Origin of the sequence: Mesorhizobium sp. M3A.F.Ca.ET.080.04.2.1 (assembly GCF_003952525.1) — a bacterium.
In the GTDB taxonomy this organism is placed as follows: Bacteria; Pseudomonadota; Alphaproteobacteria; order Rhizobiales; family Rhizobiaceae; genus Mesorhizobium.
On sequence record NZ_CP034451.1, the window covers coordinates 4,892,732 to 4,915,635 of the forward strand.

Here is a 22,904-nt window from a genome sequence, read left to right on the forward strand (position 1 = left end):
GGCCTATACCGCTGCCTCCGGCGCTGCAGCCCATTTGCGCAGGATCTGCGCGGTGCGCTCCTCATTGAGGTCGACCATGCGCGCCAGCCGCTCCTGCGGAGCCGGCCGGATCTTCTGGCGCAGGTCATCGAGCGGGGTGGCGCCGGGGCGTGTTCCCGGTATGGCGCCGATGGACGGCGGCGGGGCCTCGGCGGTGATCGCGGCCACCGGTGCTTCGGGTGTCGGCAGCGAGCGCTGGACGTCGTCGAAGCTCGGGCCGGTGAGAGCCGCCGGCTTGGCCGAGGCGGTCAGCGCGGCAGCCATCGGTTTCAGGCCGAAGAAGGCGACCAGGAAGACGACGATGATGAAGGCGCCGGCATTGATGAGCGTGCCGGTGTACGTGCCGATGGAGGCGAGGATACCAGGCTGGTCGACCGGCTCGCCGTCGAGGCCGTCGATGAACTCGACAGCAGAGACGTCGATGACGTCGCCGCGCTTGTCGTCGAAGCCGCTGGCGGAAGCCACCATCTTCTGGATTTCGGCGACGCGCTTGGCGATCTGCTCCGGCGTGGCGTCCTTGCCGAGGATGGTCTTGAGCCGCTCCTGGTTGACGACCACCGCGATCGACATCTTGTTCACCGAATAGCCGTTGGAAACGGTGGCGATCTTCTTCGAGTTGATCTCGTAGTTGGTGATCTCTTCCTTGCGATCGTTCTGTGAGGACGACTGCGGCCCTTCGGTGCTGGGCGCCTCGGTCTGGGGCAGGTTCTGCTCGACGCTGGTCGGGGTCGTGGCCTGTTTCTGGTTGCTGGCCTCGTTGGTGCGCACCGACTGCACCGACCGCTCGACGCGCGATTCCGGATCGAAGATGGTCTCTTCCGTCTGGCGGGTATCGGTGTTGACGTCGGCCTTGACGCTGGCGCGGAAATTGTCGGGACCGAGATAGGGCGTCAGCGCCCGGCGGATGTTGTCGCCGATCTGCGCCTCGACCGTCTGCTCGACGCCGAGCGTGCGGGCGGCGCTGGTGTTGGAGGGATCGTCACCGGCAGCAAGCAGGTTGCCGTTGGAATCGAGCACCGTGACCTTGTCGGCCGAGAGCCCGGGCACCGCCGCGGCGACGAGGTGACGGATCGACATCGCGCTCTTCTGGGCGTCAATGCCGGAATAGCGGATGACGACCGATGCCGAAGGCTGCTGCTCGTCGCGGCGGAAGTTGGCCCGCTCGGACATCACGATGTGGACCCGGGCTGCCTTGATGCCGGCGATCGACTGGATGGTGCGTGCGATCTCGCCTTCCAGCGCCCGCACGCGGGTGATCTGCTGCATGAAGGAGGTCAGGCCGAGCGAGCCGACATTGTCGAACAGCTCGTAACCGGCATTGGCGCTGGTGGGCAGGCCTTTTTCGGCCAGCAGCATGCGCGCCTGCGCCGTGGTCCCGGCGGGCACCAGCACCGAGGTGCCGTCGGCACCGACATCGAAGCCGATGCCGGCCTCGCCCAGCACCAGGCCGATCTGGTTCACATCGGAGCGATCGAGCCCGACATAGAGCGTCTCGTAGGCGGGACGGTTGAGGTAGATCGAGGCGACGCCGATGACGGTCATGACCAGGGCAGCGATGCCGCCCATCAGAGCGAGACGCCTGACGCCGAAGTTGCGCAGATTCGCAATGATGCTCTGGATCTGTTCCGGCACGATTCAACCGCTCCCAGCATGACTGTCCGCCGGCAGACTAGACGGTGAAGCTTGTGCGAGGATGATAGTGCGCTGTCCGACGCCCGTGCGGTGGAACCGACCCGCCGCGAAACAAAAAAGGCCGCGCTGGGGGCGCGGCCTTCCGAAGAGCGAGGAAGTCAGGCTGGGGATCAGCTCTTGAACAGGGCCAGGATCGACTGCGAGTTGCCATTGGCGATCGACAGCGCCTGGATGCCCAGCTGCTGCTGCACCTGCAGGGCCTGCAGGCGGGTCGATTCCTTGTTCATGTCGGCGTCGACAAGCGCGCCGACGCCCTTGTCGATCGAGTCGGAGAGGTTCGACAGGAAGCTCTGCTGGGTGTCGATGCGCGATTTGGCGGCGCCGAGATAGGCAGCGCCGGTCCCTAATTTGGCAAGCGCCGTTTCGACGCTGTCGAGGGCGGTGTCGATTGCCGTGTCAGCGACAGCAGCCGAGCTCGGATCAAAGAAGGTCGTGGCGAGCAGGCCGCCGACGATGCCGCCAGTGCCGGCGATGTCGAGCACCTGCGTGTCGGTGGCCGCAACGTTGATCGTGTCGATGGCTACCGTCGTGCCGGTACGGTTGTAGGAGGCGACGATCTGCAGGTCGGAAGCGGCCGTGCCGTCGTTCTGCAACAGGTTGGAGCCGGCATAGCTGGCATTGGTGACCGACGACTTGATCTGTTCCTGGATGGCCTTGATTTCGGTCGCGATCTTCTGCTGGTTGTCCTGGCTGGCGCCGCGGGCGGTAACCAGCTTGGCCTTGATCGAGTCGACCTGGTCCTTGATGTCGGTGATGGCGGTATAGGCGGTGTCGACCTTGCCGGCGCCGAGGCCGAGCGCGTCCTGAACGGCCGAGAGAGCCTTGTTGTCGGACTTCATCGACGTGGCGATCGACCAATAGGCGGCGTTGTCGGAAGCGGTTGCGACGCGATAGCCGGTCGAGATTCGCGCCTGGGTGGTCTCGAGCTGCTTGTTGGTGTTGTTCAGGCTCTGAAGCGCGGTCAATGCCGCGGCGTTGGTCATGATGCTTGCCAAGATACACCCCTTTCAAAGCAGACATGCCTGCGCATGCCGGTCAACCTTCGGCGGGGGCGTCATGCCTTTCGACCTACCGGTCTGCCCGTCATAGCGATTGGTTAACCATAACTAGCGCGTCATCGTTAATGGCGCGTTAAAGCCATGCTCTGAACACGGGAAGGCAAACATTCACGCAACGAAAATCGGGCCGCGCTGGTCGCGCGGCCCGATGCAAATGACTGGAGCGTTTGGAGCGATCAGCCGCGGAAGAGCGACAGGATCGACTGCGAGTTGCCGTTGGCGATCGACAGCGCCTGGATGCCGAGCTGCTGCTGCACCTGAAGCGCCTGCAGACGGGTCGATTCCTTGTTCATGTCGGCATCGACCAGCGAGCCGACGCCCTTGTCGATCGAGTCGGAGAGGTTCGAGAGGAAGCTCTGCTGGGTATCGATGCGCGACTTGGCGGCACCGAGCGAGGCGGCGCCGGTAGCGAGCTTGCCGAGCGCCGTTTCAACCGTGCCGAGCGCGGTGTCGATGGCCGTGTCAGCGACGGCAGCCGAACTCGGGTCGAAGAAGGTCGCGGCGAGCAGGCCGCCGACGATGCCGCCGGTGCCGGCGACGTCGAGAACCTGGGTGTCGGCAGCAGCGACGTTGATGGTGTCGATGGTGACGGTCGCGCCGGTACGGTTATAGGAAGCGACGATCTTCAGGTCGGACGCCGCCGTGCCGTCGTTCTGCAGCAGGTTCGAGCCGGCGAAGTTGGCGTTGGTGACCGACGATTTGATCTGGTCCTGGATGGCCTTGATTTCGGTCGCGATCTTCTGCTGGTCTTCCTGGCTGGCGCCGCGGGCAGTGACCAGCTTGGTCTTGATCTCGTCGACCTGGTCCTTGACGTCGTTGATGGCGGTATAGGCGGTGTCGACCTTGCCGGCGCCGAGGCCGAGCGAATCCTGAACGGCCGAGAGAGCCTTGTTGTCGGACTTCATCGACGTGGCGATCGACCAGTAGGCGGCGTTGTCGGAAGCGGTGGCGACGCGATAACCGGTCGAAATGCGCGACTGGGTGATCTCGAGCTGCTTGTTGGTGTTGTTCAGGCTCTGGAGGGCGGTCAGAGCCGCAGAATTGGTCATGATACTGGACATGGCTACTCGTACCTTGATTTTTTTACGCTGGTTTTTTTGACATACCGGCTCTTCCGGTATGACGGTGCGGCATCATGCCAATGATCGCTGAGACCCGATCACCCGCCATCTGGAGGGACTATGCAGATGAGTCCCTACCAAAGAGCTAAACCCGACGGTTAATCGAAGCTGTATTTGTGCGATAGTTGCGCGTGACGGCACCAGCCCGGCGCCGCATGCGGCAGTCAGGTAAAGGATCGCACCAGACTGCCGACCAAAAGGTTCCAGCCGTCGATCAGCACGAAGAAAAGGATCTTGAACGGCAGCGAGACCACCGTCGGCGGCAGCATCATCATGCCCATGGCCATGGTGATGGTGGCGACGATCAAATCGATGACGAGAAACGGCAGCACGATGAGGAAGCCGATCTCGAAGCCGCGCCTGATTTCCGAGATCATGAAAGCCGGAACCAGGATGCGCAGGTCGACGGTCTCGCGCGAGACGGTCTGGCCGCGCTCGCGGGCCAGGTCGGCAAACAGGTCGAAATCCTTGTCGCGCACATTGTGCAGCATGAAGGTGCGGAACGGGTCGGAAATCTTGTCGAAGGCCTCGGCCTGCGTGATCTGGTTGTCCATCAGCGGCTTGACGCCGGTATTCCAGGCCTGATCGAAAGTCGGCGCCATGACGTAGAAGGTCATGAACAGCGACAGCGAGATGAGGATCAGGTTGGCCGGCGTCGACTGCAGGCCGATGCCCGCACGCAGGATCGAGAAGGCGATGACGAAGCGGGTGAAGCTCGTCACCATGATCAACAGGCCCGGCGCCACCGAGAGCACGGTGAGCAGGCCGAACATCTGGATGATGTAGCCGACGGTGGTGCCGTCGGCCCGGCCGATGCCGCCGAGATCGAGCTGCTGGGCCGTGGCGAGCGAAGTGGTGAGGACGACGAGCGCCGTGGCGACGAGGAACTTTCTCATTCGAGCAGCATCGTCCTGATCAGTATCTGTTTGGCGTGGCCGCCGCTGCGCAGTGCCGCGCGCTCCTCGAGATCGGCTTTCAGATGCTGATAGCCGCTGGCGCCCTCGATCTGGTGCATCTTCAGCGTGCGTATGAACGCGAGCAGGTCCTGATGAATCTGGTCGGTCATTTCCGACGATTGCGGCGCGTCATAGAGCACCGATGCCTCCAGCCTCATCCAGACCTCGCTGGGCGAGGCGAGATTGGTGGTGATCGCCGCAAGCGGGACAACCGTGGGACCGGCAACCGGCTTGCCGGTTTCGGCTGGCCTTTCGCCCTCGCCGGCGTTTTCCGGTGCGACGGGGACCGGCTTCGGGCCTTCGCCCTCTTTGAGATAGCCGCCGGAGACCCAGCCCATGCCGACCGCGGCGCCCGTCATGACCAGCAGCATGGCGAGCTGGACCACAAGAGATGGTCCCTTCCTGGGCTGCGCCTGCTCGACATTCGCCACGTCCGCGGTGCCCCCGTGCTAGAATGGAAGAACTTGGTCGAGGATTTGCTGGCCGTAGGCCGGCTGCTGGATCTCGCTGACGCGGCCGCGGCCGCCATAGGAGATGCGCGCTTCGGCGATCCGCTCATAGGGGATCGTGTTCTCGGCGCCAATGTCGGACGGCCGCACCATGCCGGCGATGGTCAGCACGCGAAGCTCGTAGTTGACGCGCACCTCCTGCGAGCCCCTGATCATCAGGTTGCCGTTGGGCAGCACCGCGGTGACGACCGCCGCGACGTTGAGCTCCAGATTCTCCGACCGCTTGATCTCGCCATCGGCATTGGTTTCGGTGCTGGAGCTCAGGCCGGCGTCACCCTTGCCGCTTGTGCTCGTGCCGTCCCATCCGAGCATGACGTCATAGCCGAGCTTGCGTGCCGCGGTGCGGCTTCGGTCGTTCTGGTTCTTGAAATTGGCTTTGTCGTTCAGCTTGATGTTGACGGTCAGGATGTCGCCTTCGCGCAGCGCCCTCGGATCGGTGAAGAGCCGGCTCTGGCGGTCGTCCCAGAGCGAAAATTTTTTGACTGGTGCGGCCGGCGGCTCGGGGTAGCTGTAGGGGGCCACGCCGCCATTGCCGATGCCGGAGCCGACGGGCGACAGCGCAGGTTCCCGGCCGACCTCCTTGAGGTCGGTGCCGCAGCCGGAAAGTGCCGCGATGGCGAGAAGGACGAGGAACCTGCTTCTCATGATGGATCAACCCTTCGCGCCGCACTGGCCATGATGCCGGTGAGCGCCGCCGCCGCCTTCTGGTCCATTTCGTTGAGAATGACGCCGGCCTTGCGTGAATCGAGCTTCATCAGAATGGCGGCTGCGAGCTCGGCATTGACCATTGCCAGGCGCTCCGCCGCGGCGTCGGGTTTCATGCCGGCATAGATTTTGACGACGCTGTCCTCGGCGCGGGCCAGGAAGACTTCGCGGCGCTTCAGCCATTGCTCGTATTCGGCGCGCTTTTCCTCCAGCGCCTTGATGCGCTCGTCGACGCCGGCCTGAAGCTGCTTCAGCTCCTCGGCTTGCAAGGCATAGCGGCGGTCGCGCGCGGCGTCGGCGATGTTGGAGCAGAAGCGCTGGATCTCGCTTTCGTCCGGTGCCTTCTGGTGTGCCAGCTGGCCCGGCTGTGCCGGCGCCTGGCCGCCGGGCAGCACCTGACGCACTTCCTCCGCATGCCCGGAGGCACTGGCCATCAAGGCAAGCACGGCGGCGGCGAGCAGGCTATGCTTGTTCGGGGAGAAGAGGTCGATCATCGGCGTGCCTATTGGAGGACCAGATCGGCCTGCAGGGCACCGGCCGACTTGATGCCTTGCAGGATGGCGATGATGCCGTCGGGCTTCACGCCGAGGCGGTTGAGGCCGGAGACGAGCGTTTCGAGATCGGGACCGTCGAGCACTGCGACGCGGGCATTGGGCTGGGTCGCCTCGATCGCGGTGAAGGGCTCGACCGCTGTGTGCCCCTTGGAGAAGGGCGCGGGCTGAACGACCTTCGGCGCTTCGGTGATGCGCACGGTGAGCGTGCCGTGGCTGATGGCCACGCGCGAGATCCTGACGTTGTTGCCGATGACGATGGTCCCGGTACGCTCGTCGATGACGACACGCGCCGGCGCGTCCGACTCCACGACAAGGTTTTCGATCTCGGCGTAGAAGCGCGCAGCGGAAACGTTCTTCGGCCGCCTGATCTGCACGGTGCGGGCGTCGCGCTCGGCGGCGACGCGCATGCCGAAACGCTGCGACGTATAGTCGTTGATGGCGTCGGCAATGCGGATGGCGGTGGAAAAATCGGGATTGCGCAATTGCAGCGTCAGCACGCCCTGGTCGTCGAATTCGGCCGGCACCGAACGCTCGACTATGGCGCCGTTCGGCACGCGACCGGCGGTCGGAACGCCTTGTGTCAGCTGTTCGGCCTGGCCCTTGGCGCTGAAGCCGCCGACGATCACCGAACCTTGTCCGACGGCATAGATCTCGCCGTCCGCAGCCTTCAGCGGCGTCATCACCAGCGTGCCGCCGGCAAGCGAGGAGGCGTCGCCCATCGAGGAGACGTCCATGTCGATGCGGGCGCCCGACTGGACGAAGGGCGGCATGTTGGCGGTGACGATGACGGCGGCGACGTTCTTGGCGCGCGCGCTGCCGCCTTCGGTGGCAATGCCGAGATTCTCCAGCATGGCGCGGATCGACTGTTCGGTGAAAGGCGAGTTGCGCAGGCTGTCGCCGGTTCCCGCCAGGCCGATGACCAGGCCGTAGCCGACGAGCTGGTTGTCGCGCGCGCTCTGCAGCTGGGCGATGTCCTTGATGCGCGCGGCGACCTGGCCGGGCGGCAGCGTGCTCGGCCCGGTCGAGACGCGGAACATGCGCGTGGTGGTCTCGGGGTCGTATTCCGGATCGCTGGAGGCAGTGCCGTTCTTCAAAACAAGCTCGCGCTTGGCCTTGGGGGTGAGCCCATCGGCGAGCGCGGGCTGAAGACCGATTGCCGCGCTCAGCAGGATGGCCAATGCACGCATCACGACGCGCCGACCCTGATGCTGCCGTCCGCCATCACCGTGCCGGAAATGATCTTGCCGCTGTCGACGTTGCGGACCTTGACTAGGTCGCCGGCAGCGCCCGGCTGCAAGGTGACGGCCGTCGCCGAAATGGTGAGCGCGCCGGCGGTGAAGTAGACCTGCACCGAGGCACCCTGCTCGACAAGCCAGGCATCGCGTATGGCGGCTGTCGGAATGTACCGGCCGGGCACGAGGGTGCGCTTGGCAACCTTGCCCTCAAGTTCCTCGGCGCGTGTCGCCATGCCGTCCGGTCTGTGCTTGCCCGCAATAAGCGTCACCTGCTGGAGCGCGGCGAGCTCGATGGCCTCGCCGGGATAGATGACGCGATTGGGTATCAGCACCGCTTCGCCGGCCGCCTGACCGGCCGCGATCTGGTTCGCCGACTGACCGTCCGAGTCCTGCGCAAATGCCGGCATGCCGCCGGCGACCAGCGCCAGTGCCAGCGCGGCGCAGCGGAATGCGGAGCAGGAGATCGGCTTCGCCATGGTGCGCTACCTGATGTTCTTGGAAACCACGGACGCCATGTCGTCGGCAGCCTGGATCACCTTGGAGTTCATCTCGTAGGCGCGCTGCGCCGAGATCAGTTCGGTGATCTCCTTGACCGGATCGACGTTGGACGACTCCAGATAGCCCTGTTCGATCGTGGCGAAGCCGGGATCTCCGGGCACGCCGACATTGGCCGGGCCGGAGGCCGCCGTCTCCTGGAACAGGTTGTCGCCGAGCGGCGCCAGGCCGGCCTCGTTGGCGAAATTGGCGAGCTGGAGCTGGCCGAGGAGCTGGAGGTCGGTCTGGCCCTCGATGCGGGCGAAGACCTGGCCGGTCTTGTTGACGATGACCTCGACCGCGTCGGTCGGCACGGTGATGGCCGGGATCACGTTGGCGCCGTCGACGGTCACCAACTGCCCGGTGGCGTTGGTGTTGAAGGCGCCGGCGCGTGAGTAGAGCGTGCCGCCGTCGGCGCCCTCGATCTGGAACCAGCCCCTGCCGGTCAGCGCCAGGTCGAAGCTGTTGCCGGTGCTGGTCAGCTCGCCCTGGGTGTGGACGTTGCGCACGGCCGTGGTCTTGACGCCGAGACCAATGGAAACGCCTTCCGGCACCAGCGAGGTGTTCGAGCGGTTGGGCACCCCTTGCGTGCGGTCGACCTGGTAGAGCAGGTCCGAAAATTCGGCTCGGGCGCGCTTGTAGCCGGTGGTGTTGATGTTGGCGATGTTGTTGGCGATGACCTCGAGATTGGTCTGCTGGGCATTCATGCCGGTCGCGGCGATGGCAAGGGCTTTCATGACGCGGTCCTAGATATTCATGCGACTGATTTCGAGATAGGCGGAGACGACCTTGTCGCGGATGGCGATCGTCGTCTGCAGCGCCTGCTGGGCGCTCATCACGGCATCGACCACCTGGCGCGTGTCGGCATCGCCCTTGAGCGCCTGGATCGACAATTGTTCGGCGTTCTGCAGCGTGCCCACCGTCTTCGATGCGGCCTGGCTGAGAAGGTCGGCGAAGGAACTGCCGACGCTCTCGCCGGCTTGCGGACCCACGCCGCCAGGCAGCAGGCCAGGCGCCGCCGCGTCGGCGCCATCGATTGCCGGTTTGAACTGCAGCGCGCCGATACCGCCGATCATGACTGGTTCCTCATCAGATCGATGGTCATGGAGATCAGATCGCGCGCCTGCTTGATGACCTGGAGGTTCGCCTCATAGGAGCGGTTGGCCTCCGTCATGTCGGCCATTTCGACCAGCACGTTGACATTGGGCATCTTGACATATCCCCGTTCGTCGGCAGCCACGTTGCCGGGCTGGAATTCGACCGGGAAGTCCGATGGATCGCGGTCGATCGAGTTGACCTCGACCAGAGAGCCGCCGGTGGCGCGGTCGAGCTCCGAAGCGAAGGTGATCGTCTTGCGGCGATAGGGATCGGCGCCCGCCGAGGTGCCGGTCGACTGGGCGTTGGCGAGGTTTTCCGACACCACGCGCAGGCGCTCCGACTGGGCGCCAAGGCCGGACGAAGCGACTTTGAGGGCTGCGGTCAGCGCGTCCATCGTCAGCCCTTCGCCGCCATCGTCAGCATCGAATGGAAGGCCTTGACGATCGCCGTGTTGAGCTCGAAGGAGCGGCGGATCTCGCCCGCCTTCATCAACTCGTCCTCGAGCACCACCGTGTTCTTCGACGGCATGATCGAGCCGTTGTCCTCCTGCGGCTTGACGGCGAAACCGGCATTGGCCGTTTCGGCGCCAAGATGCCCGGACTGCGTGGCGCTGAGCGTGACCGCGGTCCGGTCCAGAACCTTTTCGAACGGCTCGACATCGTTTGCCGTGTAGCCCGGTGTGTTGGCATTGGCGATGTTGGATGCAACCGTGGACTGACGAACGGCAAGCCACTGCGACTGCCTGGTGGCGAGATCGAATAGGTTGACGGGTTCCATGGGAATCTCCGGGCGAGTGCGCACAAGACTAGGTGGCCAGTCTTGCGCGGACCTTGCGCGGCAGGCCGCAGCCGCCAGCGCTGTCCACCGTCGATTACCTGGAAAGCTCGATCACCTTGTCGGTGCTGGTGACGATGACCCATTTGCCGCCGCGCTGCTCGATCGAGCTGACGCGGCTGGAATCGGGCAGCACCGAGCCGCGCTGAACGATCCACAGGCCGGTGTCGTCCTCGATCATGGCGCGGCCATTGGCGACATGCACCATCTTGAATTCCGAAACCGCGGCAGGGAAGGGCTGTTCGTCGAGCCCGGGCGCCTTGTCGGGGTCTTCCGGCTCGTCCTGCAAGGTGCCGGTGGCGAGCAGGTCGAGATCGGGAACGTTCTTTGACGTCGGCGGCGCCCCTCGATTCTCCAGCTGCGATTCGCCGGCAACGCGCCCGTCATTGGTGCCGCTGCCGCCGAATTTGATCGCCTGCACGCCGAACTGGTCCTGATTGAAGAAGATGTACCACGGAAACAGCGCACAGATCAGGCCGAGCGCGATGCCGAGGGCGGCGATGACGAAATCGCTGCGCCGGTCGGCCGTCTTGTCTGTCAGGCGCGGGAACTCGGATCGCGGCGGCTGCGGCCAATCGGTGCGCGGAAACAGCCCATCGATCAGCGACTCGCGGCTGGCCTGCATGGTCTCGACGGTCTCAGGCTGCGGAGCCCTGGGCAGGGGAGGCCTGGTTGCCCTGGCGAGAATGGCGGCGGCCCTGCCAGCCATGGCGCGGGCAGCCTTCGCGTTGGCAGCTCTGGCAATGTCTGCTTCGGCTTCCTCTGCGGCCCGGGCCTCGGCGATCATCTCGCGCAAAAGGCGCTCGGTGTACTGAAGCTCAGTTTCCTTGATCGCCATTCAGCTTCCCCTTGAGATGGCGGGCGAGGTCGGCAAACGGATCCGCCGAGGCACGGTCCCTCGGCGATTGCGTGAGCGCTTCGTAGATCAGCGGCACCTGGCGCACGGCGATGTCGAGCTCGGCGTCGGCGCCGCTCTGGTAGGCGCCGAGCAGGCGGATGTCGCGCGTGTCCTCGAAGCGCGAGATCATCGACTTCAACCGGGTCACCAGCATGCGCTGTTCGGCGCTCCAGGCCTTGTCGGCGAGACGCGAGATGGACGACAGCGGATTGACCGGCGGATAGCGACCCTGCTCGGCGATCGAGCGGTCGAGCACGACATGGCCATCGAGAATGCCGCGCACCGAGTCTGCCACTGGATCATTGTGGTCGTCGCCATCGACCAGCACGGAGATGATGGCGGTGATCGAGCCTTTGCCTCTAACCCCGGGGCCCTCGGCACCGGGTCCGGCGCGCTCGAGCAGCTTCGGCAGGTCGGTAAAGACCGAGGCCGGGTAGCCGCGCGCGACCGGCGGCTCGCCGGTCCCAGTCGCCACCTCCCGCAAGGCGTGCGCGAAGCGGGTGATCGAATCGAGTACCAGAAGGACGCGGTGGCCCTGGTCGCGGAAATGCTCGGCCACGCACATGGCGGTGTCGGGCGCACGCCGACGCATCATGGCGCTCTCGTCGCTGGTGGCGACGACGGCGACGGTCTTGGCCATGCTTTCGACGCCGATCGTATCCTCGAGGAACTCGCGCACCTCGCGGCCGCGCTCGCCGATCAAAGCGACGACGACCGTGTCGAAGGCCTCGGAGCCGGCAAGCATGGCGAGCAGCGTCGACTTGCCGACGCCGGAGCCGGCGAAGATGCCAAGCCGCTGGCCGAAACAGAGCGGGGTGAAGATGTCGATGACGCGCACGCCGGTGAGAAAGCCGGTGCCGACGCGCTGGCGCGACATGGCGCCCGGCGTAGCAGCCTCCGCATCATAGGCGGCATTCGGCCTGATCAGCGGCGGGCCGCCGTCGATCGCCCGGGTCAGTGCGTCGATGGCCCGCCCGCGCCAGGAGGCATGCGGGGTGACCGCGAGCGGGCCGCGACGGAACACGGCGTCGCCGATGCCGGCGTCGGCGCTGCGCTCGAACGGCGCGACCACGACCTCGTCGCGACCGATCTTGACGATCTCGCCGCGGCGGCTGCCGGCGTTGCCGCGCTGCTCGACGATATCGCCGAGCCGGGCAATGTCGGAAAGCCCGCGCACCTTGTAGTGGGTGGGAGAGATCTCGCTGACACGGCCGCCGCGGCTGAGCAGCGTCTGCGGATTGTCGAACCGCCGCCAGATGCGCTCGAGCCCGGCCAGCCGGTCCTCCGCCGGCTTCTCAGGAGCGCGTATCAAGGAAGGTGCGGTGGCCATGCCGCTATTTCGAGCCGAGCGTCTTGATGGCTTCGTCGCTGGAAGCGTCGGTCTGCCGGATCAGCGCCGCCGTGTTCTCGAACGCGCGCTGAACCATGATCAGCCGCGTCATCTCCAGCACCGGATTGACGTTTGATTCTTCCAGGAAGCCTTGCGCGACGCCGACGTCGGAGCGGTCGGTGACCGGCTCCGGAGTGCGCGCGGGAACGATCCCCGAATTGCCGTAGCGGACGAAGTTCTCGCCCGGATCGAACGTGTAGAGGCCGATGGCGCCGACCAGCTGCTCGTTCTGCCGCAGCGACCCGTCGGCGCCGGCCTTGGGCGGCCCGTTGCGCGGATCGAGCTGGATCGGCGCGCCGCCGCTGTCCAGCACAGGATAGCCCTCGATCGACATCAGTTCGCCATTCTCGTTCATCGAGAAACGGCCGTCGCGGGTCATGACGGTACCCGCCGGCGTCTGGATGGCGAACCAGGCATCGCCCTGGATGGCGAAGTCGAAGGGATTGCCTGTCTCGGTCATCGAGCCATGGGCAGTGGAAAGATAGGTCTTGCCCGAGGAGGCGAAGGAGACCGACTTCAGACCGGTGCCGGAAACCACGTCCTCGAATTTCACGCCCGTGGCGCGGAAGCCGATGGTGGAGGCGTTGGCGACATTGTCGGCGATGGTGTCGAGGCGGCGCTCGAGCGCGATCTGCGAGGAGAGGGCGACGTAGAGACTGTCCTGCATGATGCCTCAGAACTTCAGCTTCTGCATGGCCATCATCAGGTCGGTGGAGATGCCGACCGTGGTTGGCTGGGCGAACAACACGCCGACCGACGTCTGCGCCGTGGATGTGGGGTTGTTGATCTCCCACAGGCTGGTGAAGCGGGTCAGAAACTTGCTCAGCTTGTCCGTGTCCTTGAAATCGGCGATGTCGAGCTTCTGCTCGAACAGTTGCGCCTGCTTGTCGATGTCGGCGGAGGCGAAGGAATCGGGCAGGCCGAGCGCGGTGCGAACCACGCTGGAGAGCGCGGTGTCGGCGAGCACGTCGTACCAGTTGGTGATGGTGGGCGCCTTGCGCTGGAAGTAGAGCGCCAGCCGAACGCCCTGATTGGTCTCGCCGGCGTTTTCCTCCAGCGTCTGGCGCATGTACTTGTCGACCGTGCCTTGCTGGGCGGAGGTGTAGATCGTGGCGGTCTCGCCATGGGCGGCAAAGTTGAACGCCTTGACGAATTCGGCGTAGCGCTTGTCGGTCAACTTGTTGGCGAAGCTGTCCTCGTCGGAGACGCCCTCCTTGAGCGCCTTGACCATGAAAGCCTTGGCATAGGCCATGTCTTCGAGTCCGAATGCCTTCATGGCATAGTTGAACAGGCGGGTGTTGCCGACGAAATCGTCGATGGTTTTGGCGTTGCCGATGTTGGCGAGATAGTACTCGGTCTCGCGTTTCACGGCCGGCTGCGACTCGACCTGATCGATGGCCTTGGGAATGTCCTTGGCGATGAGCTGGTAGCTCGTATAGGTGTTCAACACGCGGGCGCCTCCGGCCGAAGCTATGACGAAACGATAGCCAGGTTTCCTTGCGCGAAGCTGAATCGGGTTCCGGAGCAGGATTCAAGCCTCACACAAGGCACGAAGACTAGCCTGATCCGACGACGTGACATGCGGAAGGACCTGTCGTGGGCATTCTGATCGGACTTGTGGTGACGCTCGGCTGCGTCCTCGGCGGCTTCATGGCCATGGGCGGGCACCTCCACGTGCTGGTCCAGCCCTGGGAAGCGGTGGTCATCTGCGGCGCCGCGCTCGGCACCTTCCTCGTCGCCAATCCGATGAAGACCGTCAAGGACACCGGCAAGGGCATATTGGAAGCCTTCAAGCAGGCAGTGCCGAAGGAGCGGGACTATCTCGAGACGCTCGGCGTTCTGCACAGCCTGATGCGCGAGCTGCGGTCGAAATCGCGCAGCGAGGTCGAGGCGCATATCGACAACCCGGACGAGTCGGCCATCTTCCAGGCATTCCCGACCGTGCTGAAGAACCACGACCTCACGCATTTCATCTGCGATTATTGCCGCATCATCATCATCGGCAATGCCCGCTCGCATGAGATCGAGGCGCTGATGGACGAAGAGATCCAGACCATCCGCACCGACAAGCTCAAGGCCTATCACGCCATGGTGGCGGTGGGCGACGGCCTGCCGGCGCTCGGCATCGTGGCCGCGGTGCTCGGCGTGGTCAAGGCGATGGGGGCTCTCGACCAGTCGCCGGAAATCCTCGGCGGGCTGATCGGCGCCGCGCTGGTGGGAACCTTCCTCGGCATCTTCCTCTCCTATGCGGTGGTCGGTCCGGTCGCCACCAAGATCAAGACGGTGCGCGAGAAGAGGAACCGCCTCTACATCATCGTCAAGCAGACGCTGCTTGCCTACATGAACGGCGCCCTGCCGCAGGTGGCGATCGAGTTCGGCCGCAAGACCATCTCGTCCTATGAGCGGCCGACGATCGACGCCGTCGAGCAGAGCACGATGAACACGGGCGCCGAGAAGAAGGCGGCCTGATCATGCGCGAAGACAGTCAGGACCGCTTGCCGTCATGACCAGTCCGGGCAGTCCGTCACAAACCCGGGCCCTGATCATCGAGCGTCTCGTCGGCGACAGCGGCGAGGCCGCGCAGGTGATCGGCGTCGGACGGGGCATGGCGGAACGGGCGCTGCCGCTGCTGCAGAAAGCCCTTGCCGGCGAACTCGGCGCACCGGTCACGGTCGACCTGCAGGCGGTGGAAGTCGGCCGTGTTCCCGAGGCGCGCTCGCGCGCCGGCGAAACCTTCGCCATGACCATCATTCCGTCGCCGACATCGGCCGATGCCATGACCCTGGTGATCGACGCGCCAGCGATTGCGGTCATGGTCTGCGCCCTGTTCGGCGGCGATCCCGATCAGCCCGTGTCCCCCATAGAACGCGAGCTGTCGCAGATCGAGACCGATGTCGCGACGATGGTATTCCAGGAGGTGGCAGTGGCGCTGAACGGGTCGGGGCGCCGTTCGCTCGAACTGCGCCTGCCGGTGCCCCGGGCCATGTCGGGCATCGAGGCAAGGCGGCGCGTGCTGCGCGACGGCGCTTCGATCCGCATCGTCTTCGGCGTCTCAACCCCGACGGACACCGGCACGGTCACGGTGATGATCCCGCAGCGTATTCTCTTGGCCACGCGCGGCGCCACGGCCCACAGCGGCGAGGACGATCAGACGGGCGACTGGCGGGCACGCTTCTCGGAAGAGGTCATGCGCTCGACGGTGCGTTTGGAAGCCACCATGCCGCTGGCCAGACTGACGCTTGGCGATCTCGACGGCTTCCAACCCGGCCAGGTGATCGAATTCGAGGAACACGCGCACGCGCAGGCAAGGCTCAGCGCCCGCGACAGGACGCTGTTCGTCTGTGAGTTCGGAAAGCTCGGACAAAACTACACCGTCCGCATCAGGCATCCCTTCGATGCCGGACAGGACTTCATCGACGGACTGATACCTGGCTGATGCCAGGCCGGAATTCTTGGAGACGACGCATGGCACAGACCCAGTTGGAAGCCGAACCGGATCAGCCCAACGAGCAGCTCGACCGCGCGATCGAGGAACTGCGCGGCGTGCTTCGGGAGGAAGAGAGGCGCCCCGACGCCTCCTCCCCGACGGGCGCCACCTCAGGCATCATCATGAGCATTCCGGTCGACGTGCAGATCATTCTCGGTAGCACCGAGATGCCGGTCTCGGAATTGATGGCGCTGCAAAAGGGCTCGACGGTGGCGCTCAATCGCCGCATCGGCGAGCCGGTCGACGTGGTGGTCAACGGCCGCAAGATCGCGCGCGGCGAAATCACGGTTCTGGAGAACGATCCCTCCCGCTTCGGCATCCGGCTGACCGAGATCATCGCCGCGGCCAAGAGCGCATAGACATGGACGGCGGACGCATGCGGCGAGGGCAGGGGCAGGCAGGATGACGAATCTGACGCTGACGCGTCCGCAGAAGGCGGCCGCAATACTGGTGGCGATGGGCAAGCCCTCGGCCAGCCGGCTGCTCAAATTCTTCAAGCAGGAAGAGCTGAAGGCGCTGATCGAGGGCGCCCGGCTGCTGCGCACCATTCCCCAGAACGATCTCGAGCGCATTGTCGCCGAATTCGAAGCCGAGTTCACCGAGGGTGCCGGCCTGCTCGATTCCGCCGACAGGATGGACACGATCCTCAACGAGTCTCTGTCGCCCGAAGAGATGAGCGCCATCATGGGCGACAGGAAGTTCGAGCCCGTGGCCGAGGGGCCGCCACCGATCTGGCCGGACCTCGAAAAGCTAGAGCCGTCGCGCCTTGGGACCTATCTGGCGGGCGAGCATGCGCAGACCGCGGCCATGGTGCTGTCGAAGCTTGCGCCGCAGGCGGCCGCCAATGTGCTGCTGACCATGGAAAAGCCGATGCGCAGCCAGATCATCAAGCGCATGGTGACGATGGCCAACATTCCGGACGCGGCAACCAGGATCGTCGAGAACCAGCTGCGCGCCAGCGTGCTGTCCGAGAAGACGACCAAGGACACCTCGGCCGGTCAGGAGCGCGTCGCCAGCCTGCTCAATGAAATGGCCAAGCCGGAACTCGACGAGCTCATGCAGGATCTGGAGGAAGCCGGCACGCCCGATCTAGCCGGGGTTAAGTCGCGGCTGTTTGCCTTCGACGATCTGCCGCTGCTGACGCAGAAGGCGCGCGTGCTGCTGTTCGACGGCCTGTCGACGGAACTCGTCACGCTGGCGCTGCGCGGCGCGCCGCCGGCGCTCACCGAATCCGTGCTGTCGGCGATCGGCGCGCGCTCGCGGCGCATGATCGAATCCGAACTCGGACAAGGGTCGGAAGGCATCGCGCTGGCCGACATCATGGCGGCCCGCAAGACCATCGCGGTGGCGACCGTCCGGCTGTCGCGCGAGGGGGCTTTCGAGCTTCCGTCGACGCAAAGCCCGGCCGAAGCTGCCTGACGACAATTCGGTCAGGACACCATGGCTGAGGCGGTCGACAAGGATTCCAAAACCGAGGAAGCCACAGAAAAGAAGATCCGCGACACGATCGAGCAGGGCAAGCTGCCCCATTCGCGCGAGACGGCGATCTTCGCTTCCTTCCTGGCCATATTGGTGTTCACCGTGTTTTACGCCAAGGACGCCATCGTCGACCTCGGCATGTTCCTGTCGATGTTCCTGGCAAAGCCTGAGGCCTGGCCGATGGACACCGAGACCGACGTGATCGCGCTCTACAAGCAGGTGCTGATCGAGATCGGCCGGGCCGTGGTGAGCCTGCTGGTGCTGCTGGTGGTCGCCGGCGTCGGCGCCTCGGTGTTCCAGAACCTTCCGCAGTTCATCGGCGAGCGCGTCAGGCCGCAGCTGTCGCGCATCTCGATCGCCAAGGGCTGGAGCCGGCTGTTCGGGGTGCAGGGCCTCGTCGAGTTCGCGAAATCGCTGGCCAAGCTCGCTTTTGCCATCGCGGTGCTTGCCTTCACGCTGTCGGAAGATCATCGCAAGCTGCTCGCCGGCATGATCACCAATCCGATCGCGTTCGGCATGGTCATCCGCGGCATCGCCGTCGACATCCTGGTGGCGATCGTCTTTGTCACGGGGCTGATCGCGGTGGCCGACCTGGTCTGGTCGCGCTTCCACTGGCGGCGGGACCTGCGCATGACCAAGCAGGAAGTGAAGGACGAGCTGAAGCAGTCGGAAGGCGACCCGATCGTGAAGTCCCGCCTGCGCTCGCTGGCGCGCGACCGGGCGCGCAGGCGCATGATGACGGCGGTGCCGCGAGCAACGCTGGTCATCGCCAACCCGACACACTATTCGATCGCGCTGAAATATGTGCGCGAGGAAGACTCCGCTCCTGTGGTCGTCGCCAAGGGCCAGGATCTGGTGGCGCTCAAGATCCGCGAGATCGCAACCGAACACAACATTCCGATCTTCGAGGACGTCGCGCTCGCCCGCTCCATGTACAAGCAAGTTTCGGTTGATAGCGTGATCCCGTCGCAATTCTACCAGGCCGTGGCCGAGCTGGTGCGGATCGTCTACTCGAAAAAGGCCGAGCGCAGAGTAACCTCATGAACGGAAGCTGCTTCTATCCATGAACCGGCAACCACACGCCAATTCACGCGAGCTCATCGTCGCCAAGGCCATCGAAGGCGTGGTGGGCGAACTCAGGCTGATCGAGGTCGCCGACTACATCGCCTTCATCCGGCTGGAGCATTTCGCCTGCCTGTCGGATCTGGTGGACTCGGCGGCCGAGCTCTTCTTCCAGCCGGGCACGCTGAGGCTTGGCCATGGCGGCGAAGCGCATGTCGACTGGAGCGGCCATCCGCGCATCGTGCTCGATCTCGAACTCAGACCGCGCGGCGTCACTATCTATTTCCAGCTGACGCTGAACGAACACGGAGCCTCGGTGGTGGTCAACTACGTGTCGTTCGAGAAGCCGGGCGAAACCCCGGAGCACAACACCGCGCTGCTCGAGGATGCCGTCGAACAGGCCCGCCTGCGTAAGAGCGAGCCGCTCGCCTGTCCGTAAGAAAGATTTCGAAGAGCTTTCGAACGCTTTGGCCTGAGCGGCCTACTCGATCAGGCCGAGCCGCAGCGCCTTGGCCACCGCCTGGTTGCGGTTGACGGCATTGAGCTTCTGCGTCGACTGGGTGAGATACTGGTTGGCGGTGTGGACCGAGAGCTTCAAAAGCTTCGCGATCTCTTCGCTGGTGTTGCCATTGGCGGTCAGCTTCAGGCATTCGAGCTCGCGCTTGGAAATCGACCGCGTCCTACCGGCATCGCTCGGCCGGATGCGGGCGACCGCGGCGAACAGCGTGAAGCATCGCGCATGGATCTCATACATGATGTCGTCGGACAGGGTCATTTCCGACCCCAGGAAAACCACCAGGCCACACTGGCCGCGCTCGGCGTGGACCGGGAAGGCAATTCCGTTCGTGCCGGGCGCAAGAGCTACGGTGCGCTCAGCCCAGGCAAGGTTCTGGAGGGTGTGCTGCGAGCCGGCAATGACATCGTCGGCCCACCAGCGCGGTGCCGTCGAGATGCGGCTGTGGCGGACCATCTCCTCGCCATTGGCGCCGGAGATGAACTTCGTTGCGACGGCCGTTGCAGGGTAGTCGGAATCGAAGCAGGCAACGAGGCGCGCCCGCTCGAGCGACGGGCTGACGAAGAACAGTCCGAAGGCGGAGGCGTTAATGTCGACGGCGATCCAGCGGCAGCGCCGCACGGCGTCCGGAACCGTGACCGCGTGATGGGTCTCGGAGCCGAGGGAGAAGGCGCCGAACGGATTGCGCTGATCGTTGAACAGAGCTTCGGCGGTCGCTTTGATATGCGCGTGTTTCAAATGATGCCGCTCCTGATCGCCGTTGCGATCGCCATGGCGCGGTTGCTGGCCGCGAATTTCTGGATGGCGTGGGTGATGTAGCTGTTGACGGTGTTGGACGAGACGCCGAGGATGAGCGCCACCTCATCCGTGGTCTTGCCTTCGGACACCCAGAACAGGCATTCGCGCTCGCGGTCGGAAAGCGGATCCTGCATGGCGGCGGCGGCGATCAGTTGCGGGATGTCCGACAGCGCGTAGCAGCATTTCAGTTGCGCCTTCATCAGCGCCGGCAGGTCGATCTTGCCGGGCTCCGCGGCCGAGAAGAGCGCGAACAGGCGCTGACGACCGACATTGAGCCGCAATGAATAGACTTCGGCATGGCCGAGCACGTCGAGCAGCCGTGCCTCCTCGCCGGTCAGCAGGGTGCCGGCGTCGGGCGCATGCGCCGCCACCAGAGCCTTCGGGCGTGTGCCGGGAGCGGCCGTCAATGGCCCGAGCGCGAGGCCGGCGATCAGCTTTTTGCCGATCAGTTCGATCGCGTCGAAGATCCAATTCGAGGCGACGATGCGCGCATCGTTGCGATCCTCGTCGTGGACGATGGCAACCAGCATGTAGCTGTCGGCGCCGATCTCGGCGGCCAATTGCATGAAGAAGCCGGTGAGATCGCCGCGGGACGCAAGGCGTGAACCTGATGCATCGGATTTGAGAAGCGCGGCGGGACTGCTCATTTTGATATTCTGGCCGGAATCGATCCCTGTGCCCGGTGCTGGCATCGGCCAGCGCCCGGACCCGAAACGCGTCACGTTTACGAAGACACACACAAGGGCGCGCAGCGCCCAATCAAGCCGAATCCTTTGGGGAACGCGAAGCCGTCCGCGTCTGGTACCGGCCGTATGCCGGAACTTGAGACTTTGGGTGGTCGCCGCGCCCCCCGTGGACCGGCTGATTCGGGTCTAATCTACCCGCAGATGAATCCGACATCAAACGCGATTTGACAAAATCGAATCTGATGGACTCGCGACGCGACTCAGTAGCCGGGGCTATATTGCCTGGCGGCGAAGAAATCTCCGCTCGGATGCTCCGTGGAGGGCTCGTCCTTCGCCCGATGCGTCAGCGATCTTCGAAGCCGGTCAGCACGCCGACGGCGTTGACGCCGATCTCTTCCACCGCGTAGCCGCCCTCCATGACGAACAGCGTCGGCAGGCCGAGCCTGGCGATGCGGCGGCCGATCCTGGGATAGTCCTCGCTCTTCAGCTTGAACTGGCTGATCGGATCTTTCTCGAAAGTGTCGACGCCAAGCGACACCACGACGACGTCCGGCGCATAGGCAGCAAGCTTGGCGCAGGCGTCTTCCAGCGAAGCGCTCCATGCGCCCCAACCGGTGCCGAAGGGCATCGGATAGTTGACGTTGAAGCCTTCGCCTTCACCCTCGCCGCGTTCGTCGGCATGGCCGAGGAAGAAGGGGTACTCGACCATCGGGTCGCCGTGCAGACTGAGCACCTGGACGTCGCCGCGGCGATAGAAGATCTCCTGCGTGCCGTTGCCGTGGTGGTAGTCGACATCGAGGATCGAGACGCGCCTGGCGCCCTGGTCGCGGAACCATTGCGCGACCACGGCGGCGTTGTTGATGAAGCAGTAGCCGCCCATGAAGGCAGCGCCGGCGTGATGACCGGGCGGACGGCAGAGCGCGAAGGCGCTCCGCTCGCCGCCCCTGACCAGCGCCGCCGCGGTCAGGGCGACGTCATAGGAGGACTTGATCGCGGCCCAGGTGCCTTCGACGAAGGTGGCGCCGGCATCGAAGGAATAGTAGCCCAGCAAGGCGTCGATGCGTTTGGGCGGCACATTACCGCGCAGGCCGCGCGTCGGCCAGGCGAAACCCATGGCCGAACCCTTGAAGCCGGCGGCGACCCATTCCGGCCACACCGTCGGCAGAAAATCGATGTAGTCGGTTTCGTGGACGCGCTTGGCGGCCGCAAGATCGTGCTCGACCGGCCCGATGATCGGCCCGAGCTTCTCTCTCTCCACCCGCGCCCTGATGAATTCCGCCCGCGACGGCTTCTCGAAACCCGGCACGATCTGCGACGTAACCAGTTCCATCTGCCCTGCGTGCCCGGCATGGAAAGGCGAATAGACAGTCTTCATGAAATTCCTTTCCAAACGGGGGCTTAGTCGAGGTTGAGATAGGGGCTCAATAGGGCGAGCCACATGGCTTCCACGTCGTCCTCGATGAGGTCGAACGTCCTGCGATCCCTCTTCAGCCCCACGAGCCGGCAGGCATGCCCGACTTCCATCATCACCAGGCCGAGCCGGCTGGCGATCTTGCCTTCGAGAGCCGGGTTCACATGCTGCAGCCATGCGGCGTACAGAGCGATGATCTGGTCGTCATATTCGTTCTGAATTGGCCTGAGATCGGCGTTGCCGGATATCGCCTCGATCACCGGCATCAGGGTGGCGTTTTCGAGATAGAGCCTGGATGTATCGATGAAGAGCTTGCGGACTTCCCGCCGAAACTCTTCGCGGTTGGTGGGCGGAGCGACCTTGATGCGCTTGGCTATTACCTCGGGGAAGGACGACAGCCAGCGCCGGGCAAGGTCGAGAAGAATGGCTTCCTTGTTGGGAAAATATTGGTAGACCGAACCGACCGACAGGCCGGCACGCTGTGCGATCGCAAGTGTCGTCGGTGTCCTGGTCCCTTGCTCCCGCGTCAAGATCAGCGCCGCGTCGAGAATCCTGTCGACCACCTTGCTCGACCGTTGCTGCCGCGGCTGCTTGCGCGGTTCGAGCGCTATCTTGGTTTTGCGGTCGAAACTGCGCTTCACTGCTCGATGTCCTCGTTCCCCGCCCGGTCCCAAAACAGGCGGAGGGTGGTGTCCACAATACATTCGAAATTCCGAACGTTGACAAACGCGAATGATTAGTCGCATTCTTTATCAACGCTGTCTCCAAGGATAACAAGGGGAATTTCGAAGACGGCGTGCCGGCATCATTTCTTGTCCGACACCGCCGCTCCGGCGGAGTGCAG

27 protein-coding genes are annotated in these 22,904 nt (G+C 64.5%); 6 read left to right on the plus strand and 21 right to left on the minus strand.

The annotated features are described in order from the left end of the window. Window positions 1-3: 3 nt before the first annotated feature. The 17 genes from fliF to EJ074_RS23395 all read right to left on the minus strand — a co-directional run bounded on the left by fliF (window position 4) and on the right by EJ074_RS23395 (window position 14,073). Window positions 4-1,671: a flagellar basal-body MS-ring/collar protein FliF gene (gene fliF / locus EJ074_RS23315; protein ID WP_095806245.1), complete on the minus strand. Its 1,668-nt coding sequence runs from the start codon at window positions 1,669-1,671 to the stop codon at window positions 4-6. A 170-nt stretch (window positions 1,672-1,841) separates the two neighbouring features. Further along, window positions 1,842-2,726, minus strand: coding sequence for a flagellin (locus EJ074_RS23320; protein ID WP_095806244.1), 885 nt, complete (start codon window positions 2,724-2,726; stop codon window positions 1,842-1,844). A 239-nt stretch (window positions 2,727-2,965) separates the two neighbouring features. Continuing rightward, on the minus strand, window positions 2,966-3,850 hold the full coding sequence (locus EJ074_RS23325; protein WP_095806243.1) for a flagellin: 885 nt from the start codon (window positions 3,848-3,850) through the stop codon (window positions 2,966-2,968). Between the two features lie 224 nt (window positions 3,851-4,074). Further along, window positions 4,075-4,806: a flagellar type III secretion system pore protein FliP gene (gene fliP, locus EJ074_RS23330; RefSeq protein ID WP_095806242.1), complete on the minus strand. Its 732-nt coding sequence runs from the start codon at window positions 4,804-4,806 to the stop codon at window positions 4,075-4,077. Then, window positions 4,803-5,297 (minus strand): flagellar basal body-associated FliL family protein, encoded by a 495-nt coding sequence (locus tag EJ074_RS23335; RefSeq protein WP_095806241.1) that lies wholly within the window; start codon window positions 5,295-5,297, stop codon window positions 4,803-4,805. The genes fliP and EJ074_RS23335 overlap by 4 nt, the downstream gene beginning before the upstream one ends. Before the next feature lie 18 nt (window positions 5,298-5,315). Then, window positions 5,316-6,020: a flagellar basal body L-ring protein FlgH gene (flgH, locus tag EJ074_RS23340; protein ID WP_095806240.1), complete on the minus strand. Its 705-nt coding sequence runs from the start codon at window positions 6,018-6,020 to the stop codon at window positions 5,316-5,318. Next, entirely contained in the window at window positions 6,017-6,574 is a 558-nt protein-coding gene (locus tag EJ074_RS23345; RefSeq protein WP_095806239.1) for a MotE family protein, read from the minus strand. The genes flgH and EJ074_RS23345 overlap by 4 nt, the downstream gene beginning before the upstream one ends. 8 nt (window positions 6,575-6,582) lie before the next feature. Continuing rightward, window positions 6,583-7,671: a flagellar basal body P-ring protein FlgI gene (locus EJ074_RS23350; RefSeq protein ID WP_245454887.1), complete on the minus strand. Its 1,089-nt coding sequence runs from the start codon at window positions 7,669-7,671 to the stop codon at window positions 6,583-6,585. A gap of 149 nt (window positions 7,672-7,820) precedes the next feature. Then, entirely contained in the window at window positions 7,821-8,345 is a 525-nt protein-coding gene (flgA, locus tag EJ074_RS23355; protein ID WP_095806237.1) for a flagellar basal body P-ring formation chaperone FlgA, read from the minus strand. A gap of 6 nt (window positions 8,346-8,351) precedes the next feature. Beyond that, the gene (gene flgG, locus EJ074_RS23360) at window positions 8,352-9,140 is read right to left on the minus strand and encodes a flagellar basal-body rod protein FlgG (protein ID WP_095806236.1); all 789 of its coding nucleotides are present in this window, start codon (window positions 9,138-9,140) and stop codon (window positions 8,352-8,354) included. A gap of 9 nt (window positions 9,141-9,149) precedes the next feature. After that, a complete protein-coding gene (locus EJ074_RS23365; protein ID WP_129553820.1) occupies window positions 9,150-9,479 on the minus strand; it encodes a flagellar hook-basal body complex protein FliE in 330 nt (109 codons plus the stop codon). Continuing rightward, entirely contained in the window at window positions 9,476-9,895 is a 420-nt protein-coding gene (gene flgC, locus EJ074_RS23370) for a flagellar basal body rod protein FlgC (protein WP_095806234.1), read from the minus strand. Before flgC ends, EJ074_RS23365 begins: the two co-directional genes overlap by 4 nt. A gap of 2 nt (window positions 9,896-9,897) precedes the next feature. Beyond that, complete coding sequence (flgB, locus tag EJ074_RS23375) at window positions 9,898-10,278, minus strand: flagellar basal body rod protein FlgB (protein WP_095806233.1); 381 nt, start codon at window positions 10,276-10,278, stop codon at window positions 9,898-9,900. A 94-nt stretch (window positions 10,279-10,372) separates the two neighbouring features. Continuing rightward, entirely contained in the window at window positions 10,373-11,173 is an 801-nt protein-coding gene (locus tag EJ074_RS23380; protein ID WP_095806232.1) for a hypothetical protein, read from the minus strand. Then, complete coding sequence (gene fliI, locus EJ074_RS23385) at window positions 11,154-12,563, minus strand: flagellar protein export ATPase FliI (protein ID WP_095806231.1); 1,410 nt, start codon at window positions 12,561-12,563, stop codon at window positions 11,154-11,156. Before fliI ends, EJ074_RS23380 begins: the two co-directional genes overlap by 20 nt. 4 nt (window positions 12,564-12,567) lie before the next feature. Continuing rightward, entirely contained in the window at window positions 12,568-13,290 is a 723-nt protein-coding gene (gene flgF / locus EJ074_RS23390) for a flagellar basal-body rod protein FlgF (RefSeq protein ID WP_095806230.1), read from the minus strand. A gap of 6 nt (window positions 13,291-13,296) precedes the next feature. Next, a complete protein-coding gene (locus EJ074_RS23395; protein ID WP_165350000.1) occupies window positions 13,297-14,073 on the minus strand; it encodes a DUF1217 domain-containing protein in 777 nt (258 codons plus the stop codon). A 146-nt stretch (window positions 14,074-14,219) separates the two neighbouring features. Between EJ074_RS23395 and motA the strand changes: the two genes are divergently transcribed. From motA to EJ074_RS23425, 6 genes are read left to right on the plus strand one after another with little or no spacing between them, the layout of a single operon-like run. Then, complete coding sequence (gene motA / locus EJ074_RS23400) at window positions 14,220-15,092, plus strand: flagellar motor stator protein MotA (RefSeq protein ID WP_095806228.1); 873 nt, start codon at window positions 14,220-14,222, stop codon at window positions 15,090-15,092. 34 nt (window positions 15,093-15,126) lie between these two features. Beyond that, window positions 15,127-16,059, plus strand: a complete 933-nt coding sequence (locus EJ074_RS23405; RefSeq protein ID WP_095806227.1) for a FliM/FliN family flagellar motor switch protein — start codon at window positions 15,127-15,129, stop codon at window positions 16,057-16,059. 29 nt (window positions 16,060-16,088) lie between these two features. After that, on the plus strand, window positions 16,089-16,469 hold the full coding sequence (fliN, locus tag EJ074_RS23410; RefSeq protein ID WP_095806226.1) for a flagellar motor switch protein FliN: 381 nt from the start codon (window positions 16,089-16,091) through the stop codon (window positions 16,467-16,469). 43 nt (window positions 16,470-16,512) lie between these two features. Further along, window positions 16,513-17,529 carry a flagellar motor switch protein FliG gene (locus tag EJ074_RS23415; RefSeq protein ID WP_095806225.1) on the plus strand — a complete coding sequence of 339 codons (1,017 nt, stop codon included), beginning with the start codon at window positions 16,513-16,515 and terminating at the stop codon, window positions 17,527-17,529. Between the two features lie 21 nt (window positions 17,530-17,550). Continuing rightward, window positions 17,551-18,633, plus strand: a complete 1,083-nt coding sequence (gene flhB / locus EJ074_RS23420) for a flagellar biosynthesis protein FlhB (RefSeq protein ID WP_095806224.1) — start codon at window positions 17,551-17,553, stop codon at window positions 18,631-18,633. Between the two features lie 19 nt (window positions 18,634-18,652). After that, entirely contained in the window at window positions 18,653-19,090 is a 438-nt protein-coding gene (locus EJ074_RS23425) for a hypothetical protein (protein WP_095806223.1), read from the plus strand. Window positions 19,091-19,132: 42 nt separating this feature from the next. On the opposite strand, the gene EJ074_RS23430 is transcribed toward EJ074_RS23425, so the two are convergent. The 4 genes from EJ074_RS23430 to EJ074_RS23445 all read right to left on the minus strand — a co-directional run bounded on the left by EJ074_RS23430 (window position 19,133) and on the right by EJ074_RS23445 (window position 22,701). Further along, window positions 19,133-19,903 carry a helix-turn-helix transcriptional regulator gene (locus tag EJ074_RS23430; protein ID WP_095806222.1) on the minus strand — a complete coding sequence of 257 codons (771 nt, stop codon included), beginning with the start codon at window positions 19,901-19,903 and terminating at the stop codon, window positions 19,133-19,135. Then, window positions 19,900-20,610 carry a helix-turn-helix transcriptional regulator gene (locus tag EJ074_RS23435; protein WP_095806466.1) on the minus strand — a complete coding sequence of 237 codons (711 nt, stop codon included), beginning with the start codon at window positions 20,608-20,610 and terminating at the stop codon, window positions 19,900-19,902. Before EJ074_RS23435 ends, EJ074_RS23430 begins: the two co-directional genes overlap by 4 nt. Window positions 20,611-20,992: 382 nt before the next feature. Next, complete coding sequence (locus EJ074_RS23440) at window positions 20,993-22,024, minus strand: histone deacetylase family protein (protein WP_095806221.1); 1,032 nt, start codon at window positions 22,022-22,024, stop codon at window positions 20,993-20,995. A gap of 23 nt (window positions 22,025-22,047) precedes the next feature. Next, window positions 22,048-22,701, minus strand: coding sequence for a TetR/AcrR family transcriptional regulator (locus EJ074_RS23445; RefSeq protein WP_095806220.1), 654 nt, complete (start codon window positions 22,699-22,701; stop codon window positions 22,048-22,050). Window positions 22,702-22,904 lie beyond the last annotated feature (203 nt).